19 protein-coding genes are annotated in these 17,410 nt (G+C 71.8%); 11 read left to right on the forward strand and 8 right to left on the reverse strand.

Translation table 11 applies throughout. From position 1 onward, the window contains the following. The first annotated feature begins 44 nt into the window (after nucleotides 1–44). The 3 genes from DEJ08_RS00670 to hemL are packed head-to-tail and all read left to right on the forward strand — an operon-like array spanning nucleotide 45 to nucleotide 3,006. On the forward strand, nucleotides 45–626 hold the full coding sequence (locus DEJ08_RS00670; RefSeq protein ID WP_258367227.1) for a uroporphyrinogen-III synthase: 582 nt from the start codon (nucleotides 45–47) through the stop codon (nucleotides 624–626). Then, nucleotides 623–1,678 (forward strand): porphobilinogen synthase, encoded by a 1,056-nt coding sequence (gene hemB / locus DEJ08_RS00675; RefSeq protein WP_258367226.1) that lies wholly within the window; start codon nucleotides 623–625, stop codon nucleotides 1,676–1,678. The genes DEJ08_RS00670 and hemB overlap by 4 nt, the downstream gene beginning before the upstream one ends. Next, nucleotides 1,675–3,006 (forward strand): glutamate-1-semialdehyde 2,1-aminomutase, encoded by a 1,332-nt coding sequence (gene hemL / locus DEJ08_RS00680; RefSeq protein WP_111028754.1) that lies wholly within the window; start codon nucleotides 1,675–1,677, stop codon nucleotides 3,004–3,006. The genes hemB and hemL overlap by 4 nt, the downstream gene beginning before the upstream one ends. A 48-nt stretch (nucleotides 3,007–3,054) precedes the next feature. On the opposite strand, the gene DEJ08_RS00685 is transcribed toward hemL, so the two are convergent. From DEJ08_RS00685 to DEJ08_RS00710, 6 genes are all read right to left on the reverse strand, one after another. Next, nucleotides 3,055–3,729, reverse strand: a complete 675-nt coding sequence (locus tag DEJ08_RS00685; RefSeq protein WP_111055240.1) for a hypothetical protein — start codon at nucleotides 3,727–3,729, stop codon at nucleotides 3,055–3,057. Between the two features lie 99 nt (nucleotides 3,730–3,828). After that, nucleotides 3,829–4,626: an ABC transporter ATP-binding protein gene (locus DEJ08_RS00690; protein ID WP_111055239.1), complete on the reverse strand. Its 798-nt coding sequence runs from the start codon at nucleotides 4,624–4,626 to the stop codon at nucleotides 3,829–3,831. Beyond that, nucleotides 4,623–5,939, reverse strand: a complete 1,317-nt coding sequence (locus DEJ08_RS00695) for a hypothetical protein (RefSeq protein WP_111055238.1) — start codon at nucleotides 5,937–5,939, stop codon at nucleotides 4,623–4,625. The genes DEJ08_RS00690 and DEJ08_RS00695 overlap by 4 nt, the downstream gene beginning before the upstream one ends. A gap of 3 nt (nucleotides 5,940–5,942) precedes the next feature. Continuing rightward, nucleotides 5,943–6,611 (reverse strand): GntR family transcriptional regulator, encoded by a 669-nt coding sequence (locus DEJ08_RS00700; RefSeq protein ID WP_111028750.1) that lies wholly within the window; start codon nucleotides 6,609–6,611, stop codon nucleotides 5,943–5,945. 92 nt (nucleotides 6,612–6,703) lie between these two features. After that, nucleotides 6,704–7,681, reverse strand: a complete 978-nt coding sequence (locus tag DEJ08_RS00705) for an MDR family oxidoreductase (RefSeq protein ID WP_111055237.1) — start codon at nucleotides 7,679–7,681, stop codon at nucleotides 6,704–6,706. A 570-nt stretch (nucleotides 7,682–8,251) separates the two neighbouring features. Continuing rightward, nucleotides 8,252–9,280 carry a 6-phosphofructokinase gene (locus tag DEJ08_RS00710; protein WP_071404484.1) on the reverse strand — a complete coding sequence of 343 codons (1,029 nt, stop codon included), beginning with the start codon at nucleotides 9,278–9,280 and terminating at the stop codon, nucleotides 8,252–8,254. 73 nt (nucleotides 9,281–9,353) lie between these two features. Here DEJ08_RS00710 and DEJ08_RS00715 point away from each other — a divergent pair, with 73 nt between their 5' ends. Continuing rightward, complete coding sequence (locus DEJ08_RS00715) at nucleotides 9,354–10,319, forward strand: DNA-3-methyladenine glycosylase family protein (RefSeq protein ID WP_111055236.1); 966 nt, start codon at nucleotides 9,354–9,356, stop codon at nucleotides 10,317–10,319. 105 nt (nucleotides 10,320–10,424) lie between these two features. Here the strand turns inward: DEJ08_RS00715 and DEJ08_RS00720 are convergent, their stop codons facing one another. Next, the gene (locus DEJ08_RS00720; RefSeq protein ID WP_111055235.1) at nucleotides 10,425–11,282 is read right to left on the reverse strand and encodes an NAD-dependent epimerase/dehydratase family protein; all 858 of its coding nucleotides are present in this window, start codon (nucleotides 11,280–11,282) and stop codon (nucleotides 10,425–10,427) included. Between the two features lie 72 nt (nucleotides 11,283–11,354). On the opposite strand from DEJ08_RS00720, the gene DEJ08_RS00725 reads away from it, so the two are divergent. From DEJ08_RS00725 to DEJ08_RS00755, 7 genes are all read left to right on the forward strand, one after another. Continuing rightward, nucleotides 11,355–11,687 (forward strand): hypothetical protein, encoded by a 333-nt coding sequence (locus DEJ08_RS00725; RefSeq protein ID WP_111111165.1) that lies wholly within the window; start codon nucleotides 11,355–11,357, stop codon nucleotides 11,685–11,687. 52 nt (nucleotides 11,688–11,739) lie between these two features. Next, on the forward strand, nucleotides 11,740–13,104 hold the full coding sequence (locus DEJ08_RS00730) for a hypothetical protein (RefSeq protein WP_111055233.1): 1,365 nt from the start codon (nucleotides 11,740–11,742) through the stop codon (nucleotides 13,102–13,104). An 89-nt stretch (nucleotides 13,105–13,193) separates the two neighbouring features. After that, nucleotides 13,194–13,721, forward strand: a complete 528-nt coding sequence (locus tag DEJ08_RS00735) for an ATP-binding protein (RefSeq protein ID WP_111055232.1) — start codon at nucleotides 13,194–13,196, stop codon at nucleotides 13,719–13,721. A gap of 119 nt (nucleotides 13,722–13,840) precedes the next feature. Then, a complete protein-coding gene (locus tag DEJ08_RS00740; protein ID WP_110863587.1) occupies nucleotides 13,841–14,902 on the forward strand; it encodes a TerC family protein in 1,062 nt (353 codons plus the stop codon). Nucleotides 14,903–14,944: 42 nt separating this feature from the next. Beyond that, nucleotides 14,945–15,634: a YceI family protein gene (locus DEJ08_RS00745; protein WP_071404490.1), complete on the forward strand. Its 690-nt coding sequence runs from the start codon at nucleotides 14,945–14,947 to the stop codon at nucleotides 15,632–15,634. Continuing rightward, nucleotides 15,631–16,146 carry a sigma-70 family RNA polymerase sigma factor gene (locus DEJ08_RS00750; protein WP_111055231.1) on the forward strand — a complete coding sequence of 172 codons (516 nt, stop codon included), beginning with the start codon at nucleotides 15,631–15,633 and terminating at the stop codon, nucleotides 16,144–16,146. The genes DEJ08_RS00745 and DEJ08_RS00750 overlap by 4 nt, the downstream gene beginning before the upstream one ends. Continuing rightward, complete coding sequence (locus DEJ08_RS00755; RefSeq protein ID WP_071404492.1) at nucleotides 16,143–16,850, forward strand: anti-sigma factor; 708 nt, start codon at nucleotides 16,143–16,145, stop codon at nucleotides 16,848–16,850. Before DEJ08_RS00750 ends, DEJ08_RS00755 begins: the two co-directional genes overlap by 4 nt. Here DEJ08_RS00755 and DEJ08_RS00760 read toward each other — a convergent pair. Then, nucleotides 16,847–17,326, reverse strand: a complete 480-nt coding sequence (locus DEJ08_RS00760; protein ID WP_111055230.1) for a MarR family winged helix-turn-helix transcriptional regulator — start codon at nucleotides 17,324–17,326, stop codon at nucleotides 16,847–16,849. The genes DEJ08_RS00755 and DEJ08_RS00760 overlap by 4 nt on opposite strands. Nucleotides 17,327–17,410: the final 84 nt, after the last annotated feature.

Genomic DNA, 17,410 nt, shown 5'->3' on the forward strand with positions numbered 1-17,410 from the left:
CCGGGAGGAACGGATCGCCGAATTCCGTCGGTGACCGGACCCCTGTGGCTGGTTACGCATGGGTGGTGGTGACCAGTGCGACGGCCGTGACGGTCCTGTCGGAACGCATGGCGGGCCTCCCGGCCGGGGTGCGCGTCGCCGCGGTCGGCGAGCCGACCGCCCGTGCCGCGCGCGCTGCGGGCTGGGTCGTCGACCTGGTGCCGGACGAGACGTCCGCAGCCGGCCTGGTGCAGGAGTTTCCGGACACCGACGGCACCGTGCTGTTCCCCCGCTCCGAGATCGCGGCACCCACGTTCGTCGACGGCCTCCGTGCCCGCGGCATCGACGTGGACGACGTGGTCGCGTACCGTACCGTGGGGACCGGCGACGAGCCGATCACCCTCGAGACGACGCCCGCTGCGGTGCTCGTGACGAGCGGCAGCGTCGCCCGCGAGATCGCCCGCCGGATGACCCCGCTCGACCCCCGCACCATCGTGGCCTGCATCGGCCCCGGGACCGCGACCGACGCCCGTGCGGCCGGACTCCCCGTGCACGCCGTCGGAGGCACCCGGTCCGCAGAAGCCCTGCTCGACGCCGTCGTCGAGGCACTGAACCCAACCACCCCCCACCAGGAAGGTCACCCGTGACTGGACGCTTCCCCCAGGTCCGCCCCCGTCGGCTCCGCGCCACCCCCGCGATGCGACGACTCGTGGCCGAGACCCGGCTCCACCCCGCCGAGCTCGTGCTGCCGATGTTCATCCGCGAAGGCGCGACCGACGCCGTGGACATCTCGAGCATGCCGGGGGTGCAGCAGCACTCCCTCGATTCCTTCCGCCGCGCGCTGGTCGACGCCGCATCGGTGGGTGTGGGTGGCGTGAACCTGTTCGGCGTCCCGACCACGAAGGACGCCGAGGGCTCCGGCGCGACCGACCCGGACGGCATCCTCAACGTGGCGATCCGGGTGGCGAAGGAAGAGGTCGGTGATGCCCTCGTGGTGCAGTCCGACCTGTGCCTCGACGAGTTCACCGACCACGGACACTGCGGTGTGCTCGCCGCCGACGGCTCCGTCGACAACGACGCCACCCTGCTGCGCTACCGCGACATGGCGGTCGCACAGGCCGAAGCCGGTGCCGAGCTGGTCTGCATGAGCGGCATGATGGACGGCCAGATCGCCGCCGCACGTGACGCCCTCGACGGCGCCGGGCACAGCGGCACCGCGCTGCTCGCCTACGCCGCCAAGTACGCCTCGGCGTTCTACGGTCCCTTCCGCGAGGCCGTGTCGTCGTCACTCGTCGGCGACCGCCGGACGTACCAGATCGACGCCGCGAACGGTCGGCAGGGGCTCCGCGAGGTCGAGCTCGACGTCGACGAGGGCGCCGACATCGTGATGGTGAAGCCGGCGATGAGCTACCTCGACGTGCTCGCCGAGACCGCTGCGACCTCGCCCGTCCCGGTCTGGGCGTACCAGATCTCCGGCGAGTACGCGATGATCACCGCAGCAGCGCAGAACGGGTGGATCGACCGCGACGCCGCCGCGATGGAGTCGCTCGTCGGCATCAAGCGCGCCGGTGCCGACGCGATCCTGACCTACTTCGCCGTCGACATCGCGCGGAAGCTCAACGAGGAAGCGGGCCTCCGCACCTCGGGCAGCACCGCGGACGTCGCCGGCATCGCCTCGACCGGGAAGGCCCCCGAATGACCACGAACGACCAGCTCTTCGGCCGTGCCAAGAACGCGATCCCGGGTGGCGTGAACTCCCCGGTCCGCGCCTACGGGTCGGTCGGCGGCACCCCGCGGTTCCTGGTGTCCGCCAAGGGCGCCTACGTCACCGACGCCGAGGGTCGCGAGTACGTCGACCTCGTCGCGTCGTGGGGTCCCGCGATCCTCGGGCACGCCCACCCCGGCACGGTCGAGGCGGTGCAGCAGGCCGCCGCGCGCGGACTGTCGTTCGGGGCGTCGACCCCGGGTGAGACCGAGCTGGCCGAACTCGTGAAGCAGCGGGTGTCGGTGGACGGCGACGGCCCCATCGAGAAGCTCCGCATGGTGTCGACCGGCACCGAGGCCACGATGACCGCGATCCGGCTGGCCCGCGGCTACACCGGTCGCGACCTGCTCGTGAAGTTCGCCGGCCACTACCACGGGCACTCGGACTCCCTGCTGGCCGAGGCCGGCTCGGGCGTCGCGACCCTGGCCATGCCGGGCAGTGCGGGCATCACCGCCGAGACCGCCGCGCAGACCCTCGTGCTGCCGTACAACGACCTCGACGCCGTCCGCCGGGCCTTCGACGAGCACTCCGAGCGCATCGCCGCCGTCATCGTCGAGTCGGCCGCCGCGAACATGGGCGTCCTGGCACCGGAGCGCGGCTTCAACCGTGCCCTGGCGCAGATCACCCGGTCGCACGGGGCGCTGCTCATCGTCGACGAGGTCCTGACCGGGTTCCGCGTCGGTGCTGCCGGCTGGTGGGGCCTCGAGGCGTCCAAGGTCGTGCCGGACGGTGCCGGGTGGAAGCCCGACCTCATCACGTTCGGCAAGGTCATCGGCGGCGGCATGCCCCTCGCCGCACTCGGCGGACGGCGCGAGGTCATGGACTTCCTCGCCCCGCTCGGGCCGGTGTACCAGGCGGGAACCCTGTCGGGGAACCCGTTGGCCGTCGCTGCCGGCATCGCCACGCTTCGGGCCGCGACGCCGTCCGTGTACGAGTCGCTCAACGGCACGGCTGCGGTCATCTCCGCGGCCACGTCGGAGGCCCTGTCGGCCGAGGGCGTCGCCCACACCGTGCAGCGCGCCGGCAACCTGTTCTCGTTCGCGTTCACCGAGCAGGCACCGCGGAACTACGACGACGTGCGGGCGCAGGACGTGTTCCGCTACGCGCCGTTCTTCCACGCGATGCTCGACGCCGGGGTGACCCTGCCGCCGAGCGTCTTCGAGGCGTGGTTCGTCACGGCCGCGCACGACGACCGCGCCGTCGGACGGATCCTCGACGCCCTGCCCGCGGCCGCGAAGGCTGCTGCCGCCGCGACCGTGTGACGGGCGCGGAGGCTGCTGCCGCCGCGCCCGCGTGACGGGCGTCGGGGCTCAGGAGCAGTCGGCCTTCGTGAAGGTCGTGTCGACGGTCTTCGACGAGCCCTCGAACTTGTACGTGTACCGCATGTCGACGTCCTCGTCGAGGAGCTTCTTCGTCTCGCTGTTCGAGCAGAGGTTCGGCCCGACGGCGTCGCGGATGGCCCCCTCGGTGATCGAGGCCGGATCGACGTTCGACGACACCGTGTAGTCGTAGTGGATCGCGGCGCCCTCGGCCTCGATCCCGGTCCACGTCGTGACGGAGTCGACCTGCTTCGGCAGGTCGCTCTGCTCGCGGATCTGCTCGACGGCCTTCGAGACCTTCTCTTCCGTGGAGTCGCTGAAGGCCGCGTTGAGGCCCTGGCGGACGAGGAAGGCCACCACCACAGCGACGACGACGCCGAGCACCGAGATCAGGACGCGCTTGCCGCGGGACGACGACGACTTGGGCGGGGGAGCGTAGGGAGCGGCTCCGGCGGGAGCGGCCTGGGCGTACGGCTGGCCGGCGGGCTGCTGCTGCGTGTAGGGCTGGCCGGCGGGCTGCTGCGGGTACTGCTGGCCTGCGGGCTGCTGCTGGGGCTGGCCGGCGGGCTGCTGCGGGTACTGCTGGCCGTTCGGCTGGCCCGCGTTCGGCTGCCCGTCGTTCGGCTGCGGCTCGGACCCCGGGTAGGGCGGCGGCGTGTTCGTCATGGTTCCCCCTGGTGACGGTCCGCGGCGTGACACCGTGGTGCGGTGCCGGGTCCCTCCCCGACACGGGCCGCGGACACTGAACGGCCATTCAAGCACGCGTCAGGCGGATCGGCGTGCCGCCCAGCGCCCTTCCGACCGCAGGATCGCGAGCGGGAAGTCGAACGCGTGCGACACCGCCGACGACGTGATGACCTCGTCCGAGGTGCCCTGGGCCACGACGGCACCGTCGCGGAGCAGCATCGCGTGCGATGTCGAGGCCGGCAGGTCCTCCAGGTGGTGGGTCACCATGACGCTGCCCAGCTCGGGGTGCCGGTGCCGCAGCGCGTCGACGGTCTCGAGCAGGTGCTCCCGTGCGGCGACGTCGAGCCCGGTCGCCGGTTCGTCGAGCAGGAGCAGCTGGGGTTCGGACATCAGGGCACGGGCGATGAGGGCACGTCCCCGCTCACCCTGCGACAGCACCGGCCAGCGGGCGTCGCGTCGTGCGGTGAGCCCGACGTCGGCGATGTGCTGCTCGGCCAGCGCGACCTGCTCGGCCGAGGGGTCCCACCGCATCATGAGGTCCGTCGTGCCGGTCAGTCCGGTGAGCACCGTCTCGAGCACCGTGAGCGGCGAGAGCATCCGGTGCCGGGGGTCGACGTGGCCGATGTGCTCCCGGAGTTCGCGGACGTCGACGCGTCCGAGCCGGCGGCCGAGGACCTCGACCGTGCCGGCGGTGGGGTGTCCGGTCGCGCCGAGGACGGCCAGCAGCGTGGACTTGCCGGCGCCGTTCGGTCCGAGCAGCGCCCAGTGCTCCCCGCGCCGGACGATCAGGTCGACGTCGTGCAGCAGGTCGCGGCCGGAGCGCGTGACGCGGACCCCGGTGGCGTGGATCAGGACGTCGTCGCGCGGGTCGGTCATGACCCCATCGTGCCCCACCGGGCCGTGACGTCGTCCACGTGCGCCCGTGCGACGTCGACGAAGAGCTCGGCGGCCGTCCGGGCGGCCACTGGTTCGCCGCTGCCCGCAGCTGCGTCGAGGGCGGACCAGAGCGCTCCGGCGTCCCACTGCCGGAACGCGGGGGCCTCGGGCAGCGCGTACACGAGCCGGCCGATCGCGAGGCGAAGGGCGCCTCGTTCCCACCGGTTGCCCGAGTGCTCGGCGAAGAACCGGCTCACGGCGAAGGCGCTGTCCGTGTAGCGGTGATCACGGACCTCACCGTCGGTGCGGGCACGCTCGACGAGGTCGTGGAACTCCTCGAGCGCGTCACCGTCGAGCGCCGGGAGCAGTCGGCGAGCAGCTGCCGTGAACAGTCCCGCGAGCAGCTCCATCGCGTCCCGCCAGGCGGTGAGCGACGGCTCGGCGATCCGCACCAGCCCGTGGTCGTCCTCGACCAGGGCGAGGTCGGCGAGGCTCCTCAAGGCGTCGGTGACCTCGGCCGGAGGCGAGCCGGTCCGCGCGACCAGGCTCGGGAACGCGTGCGTCGAGCCGACGGGGAGTGCACCGGTGCGGATGTCCCGCAGGAGCGACCGCTCCGTCGTCGACCGACGGTGCCGGGAGGTGGACACGGCGAGGCCGGAGGGCCGCGGGATCCCGGCGTTGCGGCGTTGCACCTCGAAGAGTGCGGACAGCTCGTCGACGGCCGTGTCCACGGCGTCGGGCCCGCGGTCTTCGGCGACACGTTCGACCGCGGCCAGCCAGGCGTCGAGCTGCGGGACGGTCCAGGGTTGGTTCGGGAACCTCGCCCACCGGAGCCGTTCGAACGCCTGGACGCCCAACGATCGGACGAGGCCGTTCGGGCAGTGCTCGAACCAGAACTGGGCCGTGGTCGCGAACGCCGCGCGGTACTCGGGTTGCCGGAGCGCCGCGAGCGACCGTGTGAGGGCGACGGCGGTGTCCAGACGCCGCACGAGGTCGTCCGACAGCACCGGCACCGTCGCCCGCATCGCCGGACCGAGCAGGGCGACCCAGAGGTCGTACCCGTCCGCGATGTCCTGGTCGGAGAGTCCGTCGTACTCCCAGGACCCGTCGCTGCGGAGCGTGAACAGTCCGAGGTCATGCAGTCGGGCTGCAGCCGCGCGCAGTCGCGCCCGGGGTGCCCCCTGTGTGGCTGCGAGGTGGTCGACATCGACCACGACGGTGTCCCCTGGACCGGATCGGACGTGGGCGAGCAGGGCGGCGTAGGCGTCGTCGTTCACCGACGCCCACGGGTCACCCCACTCGCCGGCGACCACGGGTCAGCCGCGGTCGGCGCGGACCGCCTCGATGTGCTGTTCGAAGTTGCGAGTGAGGGCGCGGCCGGCCTCGGCAGCGCCTTCGCCGTCGCGCTCGGTGAGTGCTTCGCGCAGGATCGAGAAGAACGCCTCGGACCCGTACTGCTCGAACGCCGGCGTGGGGTTGAGCGTGAAGCGGACCCGCTCCATGGCACCGACCGCGGCGTTCTGCACCAGGGGGTTGCCGGAGTGCTCGACCGCGAACTCGATGATCTCGTTGAGGGCGCCGCTGAAGCCGTAGTCCCGCACCTTGCGCATGCGGTCGGCCTTGTCGAGCAGAACGGTGAGGGCTTCGACGTCCTCGTCGCTGTACTCGGGGACACCCCAGCGCAGGCTGAGCTCGAAGAACCCGGCGGTCGCGCGGGTCGCGGTGACCCAGTCCTCGAAGGTCGGGGTGGCGACGCGGGTGTACCGGTTCGCCTCCATCTCGACCAGGCCGATGTCGACGAGCTTCGCGATCGCCTCGCGGATCGGGGTGCGACTCACACCCAGCCACTGGACCAGCTCGTCGTCGTTCAGGCGCTCGCCGTGCTGCAGTGTGCCGTCGCGGAGGGCCGCGAGCATCTTGTCGTACACGACGTCGCGCAGGAGCTTCCGGGGAGAGCTCTCCACGGTGGACTTGGGGACCGGCATGTCATCTCCTCGAGGACGAAATCGACACTCGAAATCCTAGCGTGCCAATATGCAAACGTTTGCTAAATGAATCGCCCGGAAAGCACGCCGGATCAGCCCGTGACGGCGACGACCGTTCGTCCGTGCACCCGTCCCGCGACGACCTCGGCCCCCACCGCGATGGCCTGCTCGGGCGTCACCGTGCGGGTGACGTCCGCCAGGAGCGCCGCGTCGAGGTCGGTCGCCAGTCGGTCCCACGCCCGACGACGGAGCTCGAGCGGGGCGTCGACGGAGTTGATCCCGAGCAGCGACACCGACCGCAGGATGAACGGCAGCACGGTCGTCGGCAGTGCGGAGTCCTGCGCCAGCCCGCACGCCGTCACGGCACCACCCCACCGGGTCGATGCGAGGACGTTCGCCAGCGTGGCCCCGCCGACGCTGTCCACCGCTCCGGCCCAGGTGGCACGCTGCATCGGCTTGCCCGGCTCGGACAGGGTGCCGCGGTCGACCACCTCGGTGGCCCCGAGCCGGCGGAGCGAGTCCGTGTTGGCCGCGCGACCGGTCGACGCCGTGACCCGGTACCCGCGGGCCGCGAGGAGCGCGATCGCCACGGTGCCGACCCCGCCGGATGCCCCGGTCACCAGCACCGGCCCGTCGTCCGGCGCGACGAAGCGCTCGAGCGCCAGCACACTGAGCATGGCCGTGAACCCCGCGGTGCCGATGGCCGCCGCGAACGAGTCGTCGATCGCCTCGGGCAGCACGACGAGCGACCCCGACGGCACCACGGCCTGCGTTGCCCAGCCCCCGTGCCGGGTCTCACCCAGGCCGGCGCCGTTCAGCACCACCCGGTCACCGATCGCGACCTCGTGCACGCCCGGTCCGAGCCCCGACACCGTGCCGACGACGTCGATCCCCGGCACCAGTGGGTCGAGCCGGGCGACACCGGGGTTCCGCGCGAGGGCCAGGCCGTCCTTGTAGTTGACGCTCGAGTACGTGACGTCGACGAGGGCCTCGCCCTCGGCCGGATCCGGCAGGTCGACGTCGGTGACGGTGGGCGGGGCTGCACTGGACACGAGGACGGCGTGGGTCATGCGCCGGACGCTACCCCGGGCCTCCCGGCCTTCGGTCCGTTCTTTCCCAGAACGCGCGCGATGCCTGGTGGATTCGGGCGTACTGGGTCAGAACAACCGACCAGGTATGCCCGATCTGACCAGGTACGCCCGATTCGACCGGGCGCAGAGTCGGCGGACCCGTCGGGCTGCCCGTTCTTTCCCAGAACGCGTGCGATGCCTGGTGGATTCGGGCGTACCGGGGCAGAACAACCGACCAGGTACGCCCGATTCGACGAGGTACGCCCGATCTGGCCGGGCGCAGAGCCCGCGGGTCCGTCGGGCTGCCCGTTCTTTCCCAGAACGCGCGCGATGCCTGGTGGATTCGGGCGTACCGGGTCCGAAGAACCGACGAGGTATGCCCGATTCGACCAGGTACGCCCGATCTGACCCGGCGCAGACTCGGCGGGCGCCTCGGCATGCCCGTTCTTTCCCAGAACGCGCGCGATGCCTGGTGGATTCGGGCGTACCGGGGCAGAACATCCGACGAGGTACGCCCGATTCGACCAGGTACGCCCGAAACAGCCCAGTCCAGCCCCAGCCCCGCCCCACTCAGCCGAACATGATGGCGGCCTCGTCGAAGCGCGCCTGCGGCACGGTCTTGAGCTCCCCGAGCGCCTCCTCGAACGAGACGTGCTCGATCTCGGTGCCCCGCAGCGCCACCATCCGGCCCCAGCGCTCCTCGACGACCGAGTCGATCGCCGCCAGCCCGAGCCGGGTCGACAGCACCCGGTCGTACGCGGTCGGCGTGCCACCGCGCTGGATGTGCCCCAGGGTCGTGGCACGCGTCTCGATGCCCGTCATCTCCTCGATGAGCGGCGCGAGGCGCTCGCCGATGCCACCCAGCCGCGGGCGCCCGAAGGCGTCGAGCCCGCGCTCCGTGTGCGCCGTGTCCTCGTGGTCGGGGACGAAGCCCTCGGCCACGACCACGAGCGGCGCGCGACCGCGGTCGTAGGCGGCCCGCACCCACTTCGCGATCTGTTCCATGCTCGTCTTCTGCTCGGGGATGAGGATCGCGTGCGCGCCCGCGGCCATGCCGGAGTGCAGCGCGATCCAGCCCACGTGCCGGCCCATCACCTCGGCGACCATGCAGCGCGAGTGCGACTCACCGGTGGTGCGCAGGCGGTCCATCGCCTCGGTCGCGATGGCGACGGCGGTGTCGAAGCCGAACGTGTAGTCGGTCGCGCCCAGGTCGTTGTCGACCGTCTTCGGCACGCCCACGATCTGCAGGCCGGCGTCGGTCAGGCGCTTCGCGGCGGCCAGGGTGCCCTCGCCGCCGATCGCGACGATCGCGTCGATGCCGTGCCGCTGCAGGGTCGCGGAGATGTTCTCGAACCCGCCGTTGGGGCCTTCGAACGGGTTCGTGCGGCTGGTGCCGAGGATCGTGCCGCCCTGCTTCGCGATGCCCTGGATGTCCTTGCGGCCGAGCGGGACGATGTCGCCGTCGACCACCCCGCGCCACCCGTCGCGGAAGCCGACGAAGTCGTGTCCGTAGATGGCGATGCCCTTCAGGACGATCGCGCGGATGACCGCGTTCAGGCCGGGGCAGTCGCCTCCGGAGGTGAGGATGCCGATGCGCATGGGAACTCCGTCGTCGGGTGGTGGGGATCAGTGCCCATCATGACTGACGGTGGTTCCGCATTACCATCCCCGTGTGTCCCTGCTCGCTTCCGCCGCCGTCGACGCCGCTGGTGCGTCCGGTGACGCGTCTCGCGTCGACACGGTGTACCGGCCTGGAGGCGCGGTGGACGTCGCGTCGACCCTGCGGCCCCTGCAGCGCGGCTCCGGCGACCCGGCCTTCCAGGTGGTCGGCGGCGTCGTGTGGCTCGCGCTGCGCACTCCATCCGGTCCCGCTTCCGTGGCGATCCGGCGGGCCGGCGACACCATCGCGGTGTCGGCGTGGGGGAGCGGTGCGTCGTGGGCGGTCGAGCACGCCCCCGATCTGCTCGGACGCGGCGACGACTGGTCGTCGTTCGACGTCTCCGGCAACGAGTTCCTCGCCGCGGCACGACACCGGCAGCCCGGGCTCCGGCTGCTCCGCACGAACACCGTGGTCGCGATGCTCGTCCCGGCGATCATGGAGCAGAAGGTGACCTCGCGGCAGGCGTGGGGCGCGTGGCGGTACCTGCTCCGTCGGCACGGCACCCCGGCGCCCGGTCCGGCACCCGCGGGCATGATGGTGCCGCCGGACGCTCGGACGTGGGCGCGGATCCCGAGCTGGGAGTGGCACCGGGCTGGCATCGAACCGGGGCGCTCGGCCACCGTGATGCGCGCCGTGAAGCTCGCGCCGGCACTCGAACGGACCCTGGCGCACGGGCGCGGTGGCGAGGTCGTCTCCACGAAGCTGCAGTCGATCCCCGGGGTGGGGCGGTGGACCGCCGCCGAGACCGCCCAACGCTCCCACGGCGACCCGGACTCGCCGAGCGTGGGGGACTTCCACGTACCGGCGCTCGTCGGGTGGGCGCTCACCGGTGCCCCGGTCGACGACGACGGGATGCTCGAGCTGCTCGAACCCTGGCGCGGGCACCGGGAGCGGGTCGTGCGGTTGATCGGTGGCTCCGGGTTCCGGAAGCCGTCGTTCGGGCCGCGGATCACGATCCAGGACCACCGCGGCCACTGAGCGCGTCTGTCGGGCGGGTGTGTGGGTCCGCAAAACACCGGTGTTCGCGCATTGCACACCGGCACGTGGGTGTTCGGAGTGCGAACACCGGTGTCTCGCGGGGCGTCAGGGGTGGCGTGTGCCCGCGCCCGCCAGCACGGCGCGGTACCCCTCGCGGAACGTCGGGTACTGGGGTGTCCATCCCGTCGACCGGAGGAGCGCGTTCGACAGGCGCTTGTCGCCGCCGGCCTGCCGCGCGTCACCGTCACCCGTCGACGGCTCGGCGACGTCGAGTTCGTCGGCCAGGAACCGCAGCACGTCGTCCAGCCGGCTCGGCTCGTCGTCCGTCCCCAGGTAGAGCGGTGCCGGGTCCGGCAGCGCCGCCAGGTGCACGAGTGCGGCGGCGGCGTCGTCGCGGTGGATGCGGTTGGTGTGCGGTGAGGTCCCCGGTGCCAGCCGTGCGGCACCGGACCGGACCTGTTCGATCAGTCGCTCGCGGCCGGGGCCGTAGACGCCCGACAGCCGGACCAGCACGGCGCCGGGAGCGCGCTCGCGCAGCAGGACCTCCGCCTCGACCAGGACCTCGGCGGTCGGGGTCGCACCGCGCGCCGGAGTCTCCTCGGTGACTTCGCTGCCGTCCGAGACGTCGTACACGGCGGTCGAGGACACGACGAGCACCCGTGGGTCGGCCTCCGAGGCGTCGATGCCGTCGAGCACGTTGCGCAGTCCGTCGACGTAGGTGGCGCGGTACTCGTCGACGTCGCGGCTGCCGGCTGCGAAGGCCACGACGACGACGCTCGTGTCGGCGGGGACATCGGGGACCTCGTGGCGCAGGTCGACGCTCCGGCCGGTGATCGGTGCGGGGACCAGCTCGGCACGGCGGCGGAGTCCGATCACGCGGTGGCCCTGGTCGGCGAAGCGCAGGCCGGCTTCGGTCCCGAGGTCGCCGCATCCGGCGATGACGACTGTCGTGGAGTTGTGCACGGCTCGACCCTGGCACGGCCGGTTGGTGGAAGGCGGGGAAGCGCGCACATCGCAGATCACTAGGGTCGGCGCATGGGGCGGCAGCGGCGACGGGTGGTGCGTGACGTGGCGATCGCCCTGCCCCCGGTCGTCGAGATCGTGCTCGTCGTCGCCGGCTCGATCGTCTCCGTCGGGGCCGAGGGGGAGAGCGCGGAGTCGTGGGCGCCGTTGTCGTGGCCGATGTACGCCGTCCTCGTGACGTTCCCGTTCGCGGTCGGCGCGCTCGTCGCGGCGGTGCGGCTCCGCGGACTCGAGGCCAGGACGCCGGCGATCTGCTTCGCTGCCCTGTCGGTGGCCGTGGGTGCCATCCCCTTCGTCGGGATGCTGAGCGTCTTCGTACAGTTCTGGAGCGTCTCGTCTAGATGAGAACGGTTATCGTCTAGACGACCGTCATCCGACACTGCACCCCAGGAGCCCCATGTCCGCTCGACCTCCACGTCTCCTTCCCGCCCTCGTCCTCGCGGGGCTCGTCCCCCTCGTCGCCACCGCGATCGCCGTCCCCGCGTCGGCTGCACCCGCCGTGACGCGGACCGCCCACCACAGCTGGCTCGTCACGGCTGACCCGACGGCGAAGCGCGTGTACGTCAACGACGCCGTGACCGGTCGGCGGACCGCCACCCTGAGCGGGATCGAGTTCGGCACCCACGCGGGCTCCGTGCAGCTCGGCCACGGGCAGATCGCGTTCATGGACGAGTCGAAGCCGCAGCTCGACGTCCTCGCCATCGGCCCCCGCGGCACGGCGCACATCGCCCAGCACTACGCGATCCCCAACGCCGACAAGCGCTGGGAGCGTGCCGGCTGGCTGTCGACCGACACCGCACGCCGGCACCTGGCGGTCGGCTCCGACTTCGACGGCTCCGAGCGACAGCGGGTCACGGTCATCGACCTGCGGCGGAAGACGGAGCGCACCGCCCGGATCGACACCTCGGCGGTGCAGCTCGCCACGACGGGCAAGCGCGGCACCGAAGAGGTCGAGACGTTCCTGGTCGGCAGCCCCCTGCGCCTGGTCGTCACCGCGGGCGGACGCCTCGACGCCTACTCCGTCTCCGCGATCATGCGCGGTGCGACGCACCCGCGCCCCGTCGCGACCACGCCCCTCGGCGCGTATCCCCACGGCCCGATCGTGAACGCCACCGGGACCGTGATCGGTTCCGACCTGGCCGCCGGCGTGCAGACCGTCCGGGTGACACGGACCGGCTTCACGGGCTCCCGGTCCGTCGCGTACCCGAAGCCGAGCGTGCAGAGCTACCGCCCCCGCATGGCGCCGGACGGGACGACCGTGGTCGGCACCCAGGCCGGCAGCACGGCTGCCGGTACCCCGTGGAACGCCGTCCCCGCGTACCTGACCACCTCGTCGACGGCGTCCAGCGGGATCAGCAGCGTCGAGCTCGGCACCGGGTCCTTCACCCGGGTCGCCGTCACCGCCCGGTTCGCCGCCGTCGCGCTGACGTCGGGCACCGGGGACTCGCTCGTCCTGGTGCGGAAGCAGGCCGACGGTGTCTACTCCGGCCCGACGACCTCGGTCGCGCTCACGCCGCTCCGCAAGGGGCCCGTCGCCGGACAGCCGGCCACCGGGGCGTCGGTGCGGTTCACCGCGGCGACCGAGGACGGCCGCAGCGTGTTCGTGACACGGGGCGACGAGGGGAAGATCACCCAGATCGACACCGCCGGTGCGAAGCCCTCCGTGCTCCGCACCATCACGCTGCCCACGGCGCTCGCCGGGGGTGGGTACCTGACGACGGTCGACTCGACGGTGGCCCCGTACGACCTCAGCGGTCGCTGACAGGCCGACCGACCGGCCGAACCGCTGACTGCCCGGCCGACCCCAGCCGCCGACCGCCCCTCGGGGTGGTCGGCGGCTAGGGTCCTGGTGTGATCGTCTGGTTGAACGGAACACACGGGGCGGGCAAGACCACGACGAGCCGACTGCTCCAGCCGCTGCTGCCCGGCTCGCGGATCCTCGATGCCGAGAAGGTCGGCGAGGTGCTGATGGACGTGACGCCGGGGCTGCCGGAGAGCGACAACTTCCAGCACTGGGACCCGTGGCGGCCGCTCGTGGTCGAGACCGCTCGCCGGGTGCACGACTACGTGGGCGGGCCGCTCATCATGCCGATGACGGTCCTGGTCGAGGCGTACTGGCGTGAGATCGCAGCGGGGCTCGCGGACCACGGCGTCCCGGTCCGGCACTTCGTGCTGCACGTCGACGAGTCGACGCTCCGCGACCGGATCCAGAACGACCCGATCGTGGGGCCGTCGACGTTCCGGTTCGCGTACGTCGACGCCTACGCCGAGGCGGCTCGCGGCTGGCTGCACGCCGAGGCCGAGGTCATCGACGCGACCGACGTGCCCGCCACCGAGGTCGCACGGGCCGTCGCGGGCGCGGTGACGTCAGCGCGCTGACAGCACGGCTCTGTCCGCCGCACGCAGCCCCGGGGTTCGCCACCGCCCGGATCATGCCGGAGACTGGTGCGGGTCGCTCACGAAGCTGCCCGCCCCACCACCAGCAAGGAAGGCTCCGCATGCCCGAGCTCCCCGTCGTGTTCGAAGTCGGCTCGATGATCGCCCTGGTCGCGATCCTGCTCGCCGACCTGCTCATCGTCGCGCGTCGCCCGCACGTGCCGACGCTGCGCGAATCCGGCATCTGGGTGGGCATCTACGTCGGGCTCGCACTGGTCTTCGCGGTGCTCATGCTGGTCTTCGCCGGCGGCGACTCCGCCGGGCAGTTCCTGGCGGGCTGGCTGACCGAGTACAGCCTGAGCATCGACAACCTGTTCGTGTTCGTGATCATCATGGCGCGCTTCTCGGTGCCGAAGAAGATCCAGCAGGAGGTGCTGCTGCTCGGCATCATCATCGCGCTCGTGCTCCGCGGGATCTTCATCCTGGTCGGCGCGCAGCTCATCGAGAACTTCTCGTGGATCTTCTACATCTTCGGCGCCTGGCTGATCTGGACGGCGATCCAGCAGCTCCGCGGCGAGGACGAGGACGACCAGAAGGACACCTTCATCGTCCGGCTGCTCCGCCGCCGGGTCCGTCTCACCGACACGTACGACGGCATGAAGTTCCGCACCCACCACGACGGTGTTCGGCACTTCACGCCGCTGCTCATCGTGCTCATCGCGATCGGCACCACCGACCTGCTGTTCGCGCTCGACTCGATCCCGGCGATCTTCGGCATCACCGAGAGCCCCTTCATCGTGTTCACCGCGAACGTCTTCGCGCTGATGGGTCTGCGCCAGCTCTACTTCCTGCTGGGCGGCCTGCTCGAGCGTCTGGTCTACCTGAAGTACGGCATCGCCGTGATCCTGGCCTTCATCGGCGTGAAGCTCGTGCTGCACGCGCTGCACGACAACGAGCTGCCGTTCCTGAACGGCGGCCACCACATCGAGTGGGCGCCGGAGATCAACACGTGGGTGTCCCTGCTGGTGATCGTCGCCGCGATGGCCGTGTCGACGCTGGCGAGCCTCGTCCGGATGCGCGGGGAGACCCCCGCCGACGCCGTCACCGCGGACGACACAGCGGCGGACGACGACCGATCCGACCAGGACCGCGCCGACCAGGACCGCGCCCGCACCTCCGACTGAAACCCGTTTGAACGATCCGCCCGGCTGCCTCGTCGTCTGGGTATGGCACTCCGCAAACGAACCAAGGTCATCATCGGGATCTCCGCCGGCGTCGTCGTCGTGGCGGCAGCAGCCGTCATCGCCGGCCCGGTCATCTACGCGAACACCGTCAACGGCCAGGCCGCCGCAGCACCCTCGCTGTCGGCGTCCTCGTCCGGCACCCTCGACGCGAAGGACGCCGACGGCACCTGGACCAGCAAGAGCAGCTCGTACGCCGGGTACCGGGTGCACGAGGTCCTGCAGGGGAATGATGTGAACGTGGTCGGTCGCACGAAGGACGTCAAGGGCACCGCCGTCGTCGACGGTGGGTCCCTCACCAAGGCGTCCGTCACCGTGCAGGTCGGCAAGATCAGCACCCCGGAAGCCGCCCGCGACGAGTACTTCCGCTCCACCGCGCTGCAGACCGACAAGTACCCGACGGCGACGTTCGAGCTGACGAAGCCCGTCGACGTCACGAAGGCGCTCGACGGCTCCACGCAGGACGTCACCCTGACCGGCACGATGGACCTGCACGGCGTCGAGAAGCCGGTCACGGCCGACGCCCAGGTCGCGGTCGGCAAGGGCGGGACCGTCCAGGTCGCCGGCACCGTGCCGATCACCTTCGCCGACTACGGCGTGAAGGCCCCCTCGCTCGGCTTCGTCACCGTGGACGGGAAGGGCTCCGTCGAGTTCTCCCTCGACCTCGGGAAGTGACCGTGACGAGTCGTTCCGCGGACGAGCTGCTCGCGACGCTGTACCGCGAGCACGGTGACGCGCTCACGCGGTACGTCCGGCACCTCACGCGGGACGGCTCGACGGTCGAGGACGTCGTGCAGGAGGCGATGGTCCGCGCCTGGCAGCGCCCGGCCGTGCTCGAACGGGCACCCGACAGCGCACGGGCGTGGCTCTTCACGGTGGCGCGCAACCTGGTGGTCGACGACGCACGGTCGGCCCGCAACCGCCGTGAGCACGGCACCGAGCACCAGGTCGAACGGATCGAGTCGGACAGCACGGACGCCGTGCTGGACCGGATCGTGGTCGCCGACGCACTCGCGTCGCTGAGCCCGGACCACCGTCGCGTGGTGGTGGACGCGTACTGGCTCGGGCACACGGTGCCGGAGATCGCGCGACGACACGACATCCCGGAGGGCACCGCCAAGTCGCGGCTGCACTACGGGCTGCGAGCCCTGCGGCTCGCACTGCAGGAACGAGGAGTGACCCGATGAGCGACGACAAGTACGCGGAGTGGGATGCGGCGTACGTCCTCGGGTCGCTCCCGGCCGGTGAGCGGCTGGAGTACGAACGGCACCTCGAGACGTGCGACCGCTGTGCGGCCGCGGTCGCGGAGCTGGTCGGTCTGCCGGGGCTGCTCGGCAAGTTGCCGGCCGACCAGGCGATCGAGATCGCAGAGCCGGACGGGAGGCCCGACACCCGTTCCGAGAGCGACCTCGCCTCCGTCGCGCACCGCGTCCGACACCGTCGCCGCCGTCGCCGGGTCTGGGTCGCCGCAACCGCGGGGCTCGCGGTGGTCGCCGCCGTCCTGGGCGGGCTCGCGGTCGGTGCCGCGGGTGAGCGCACCACGGTGCAGGCCGGTGCCGCTCCGACGGCGGCTGCCACCGCCGACCGCTACGACATGACCGGCGTGCAGGGACTCGACGTCCAGCTCGCCATCAGCGGCGAGCAGTGGGGCACCCGCTTCGACTGGGGGTGCTCGTACGGCGGCAAGGAGTGGTCGCCGGACGGGTCGATCCTCTACGACCTGGTCGTCGTCCGGACCGACGGCACGACGCAGACCGTGGGCTCGTGGACGGCTGCCGGCGCCGATGCGCGCGGACTGTCGGCGTCGACGGACATCCCGCGGGACGAGATCAAGAGCGTGCAGGTCCGGCTGCGCGGTGAGCGCGGCGCGCTCGCCGTCGTCACGCTCTAGCCGACGTCGGCATCGTCCGAGGCGTCGTCGGGGCCGATGGCGTCCTGGACGCGTGCACTGACGGACCGCAGCGTCTCGGCGTCGGTCCCCACGGGCCTCCAGAACAGGTCCTCGAGCGCACCGGTGTGCGCGCGGATGCCGGCGAGCACCGCGCGACGGCCCTCCGCGGTCATCACCACCCAGCTGCCACGGGCGTCGCTCGGGCAGTCCGCCCGCTCGACCAGGCCGCGGGAGACCATCCGAGTGACCTGGTGGCTGACGCGCGACTTCTCCCAGCCGATCCCCGCCGCGATGTCCCGGACGCGCAGACGGTGGTCGGGGTCCCGGTGCAGGCCGATCAGGATCTCGAACTCGGGGACGGAGATGCCGGCGCCCGCCTGGACGGCCCGGTCGAGCGCCCGGTCGAGTCGTCGCCAGGCGTCGTGGTACGCGTCCCAGGTGGCCCAGTCGTGGCCACCGTTGCCCTCCGTCGACATGCCGACCAGCGTATCCACCGGGCGGACGGTCGGTCCGCCCAGCGACCCCTTTCATCCGCTCGGATGACTCCTGGCCGACGTACG

It is taken from the genome of Curtobacterium sp. MCLR17_054 (assembly GCF_003234335.2).
GTDB lineage: Bacteria > Actinomycetota > Actinomycetes > Actinomycetales > Microbacteriaceae > Curtobacterium > Curtobacterium flaccumfaciens.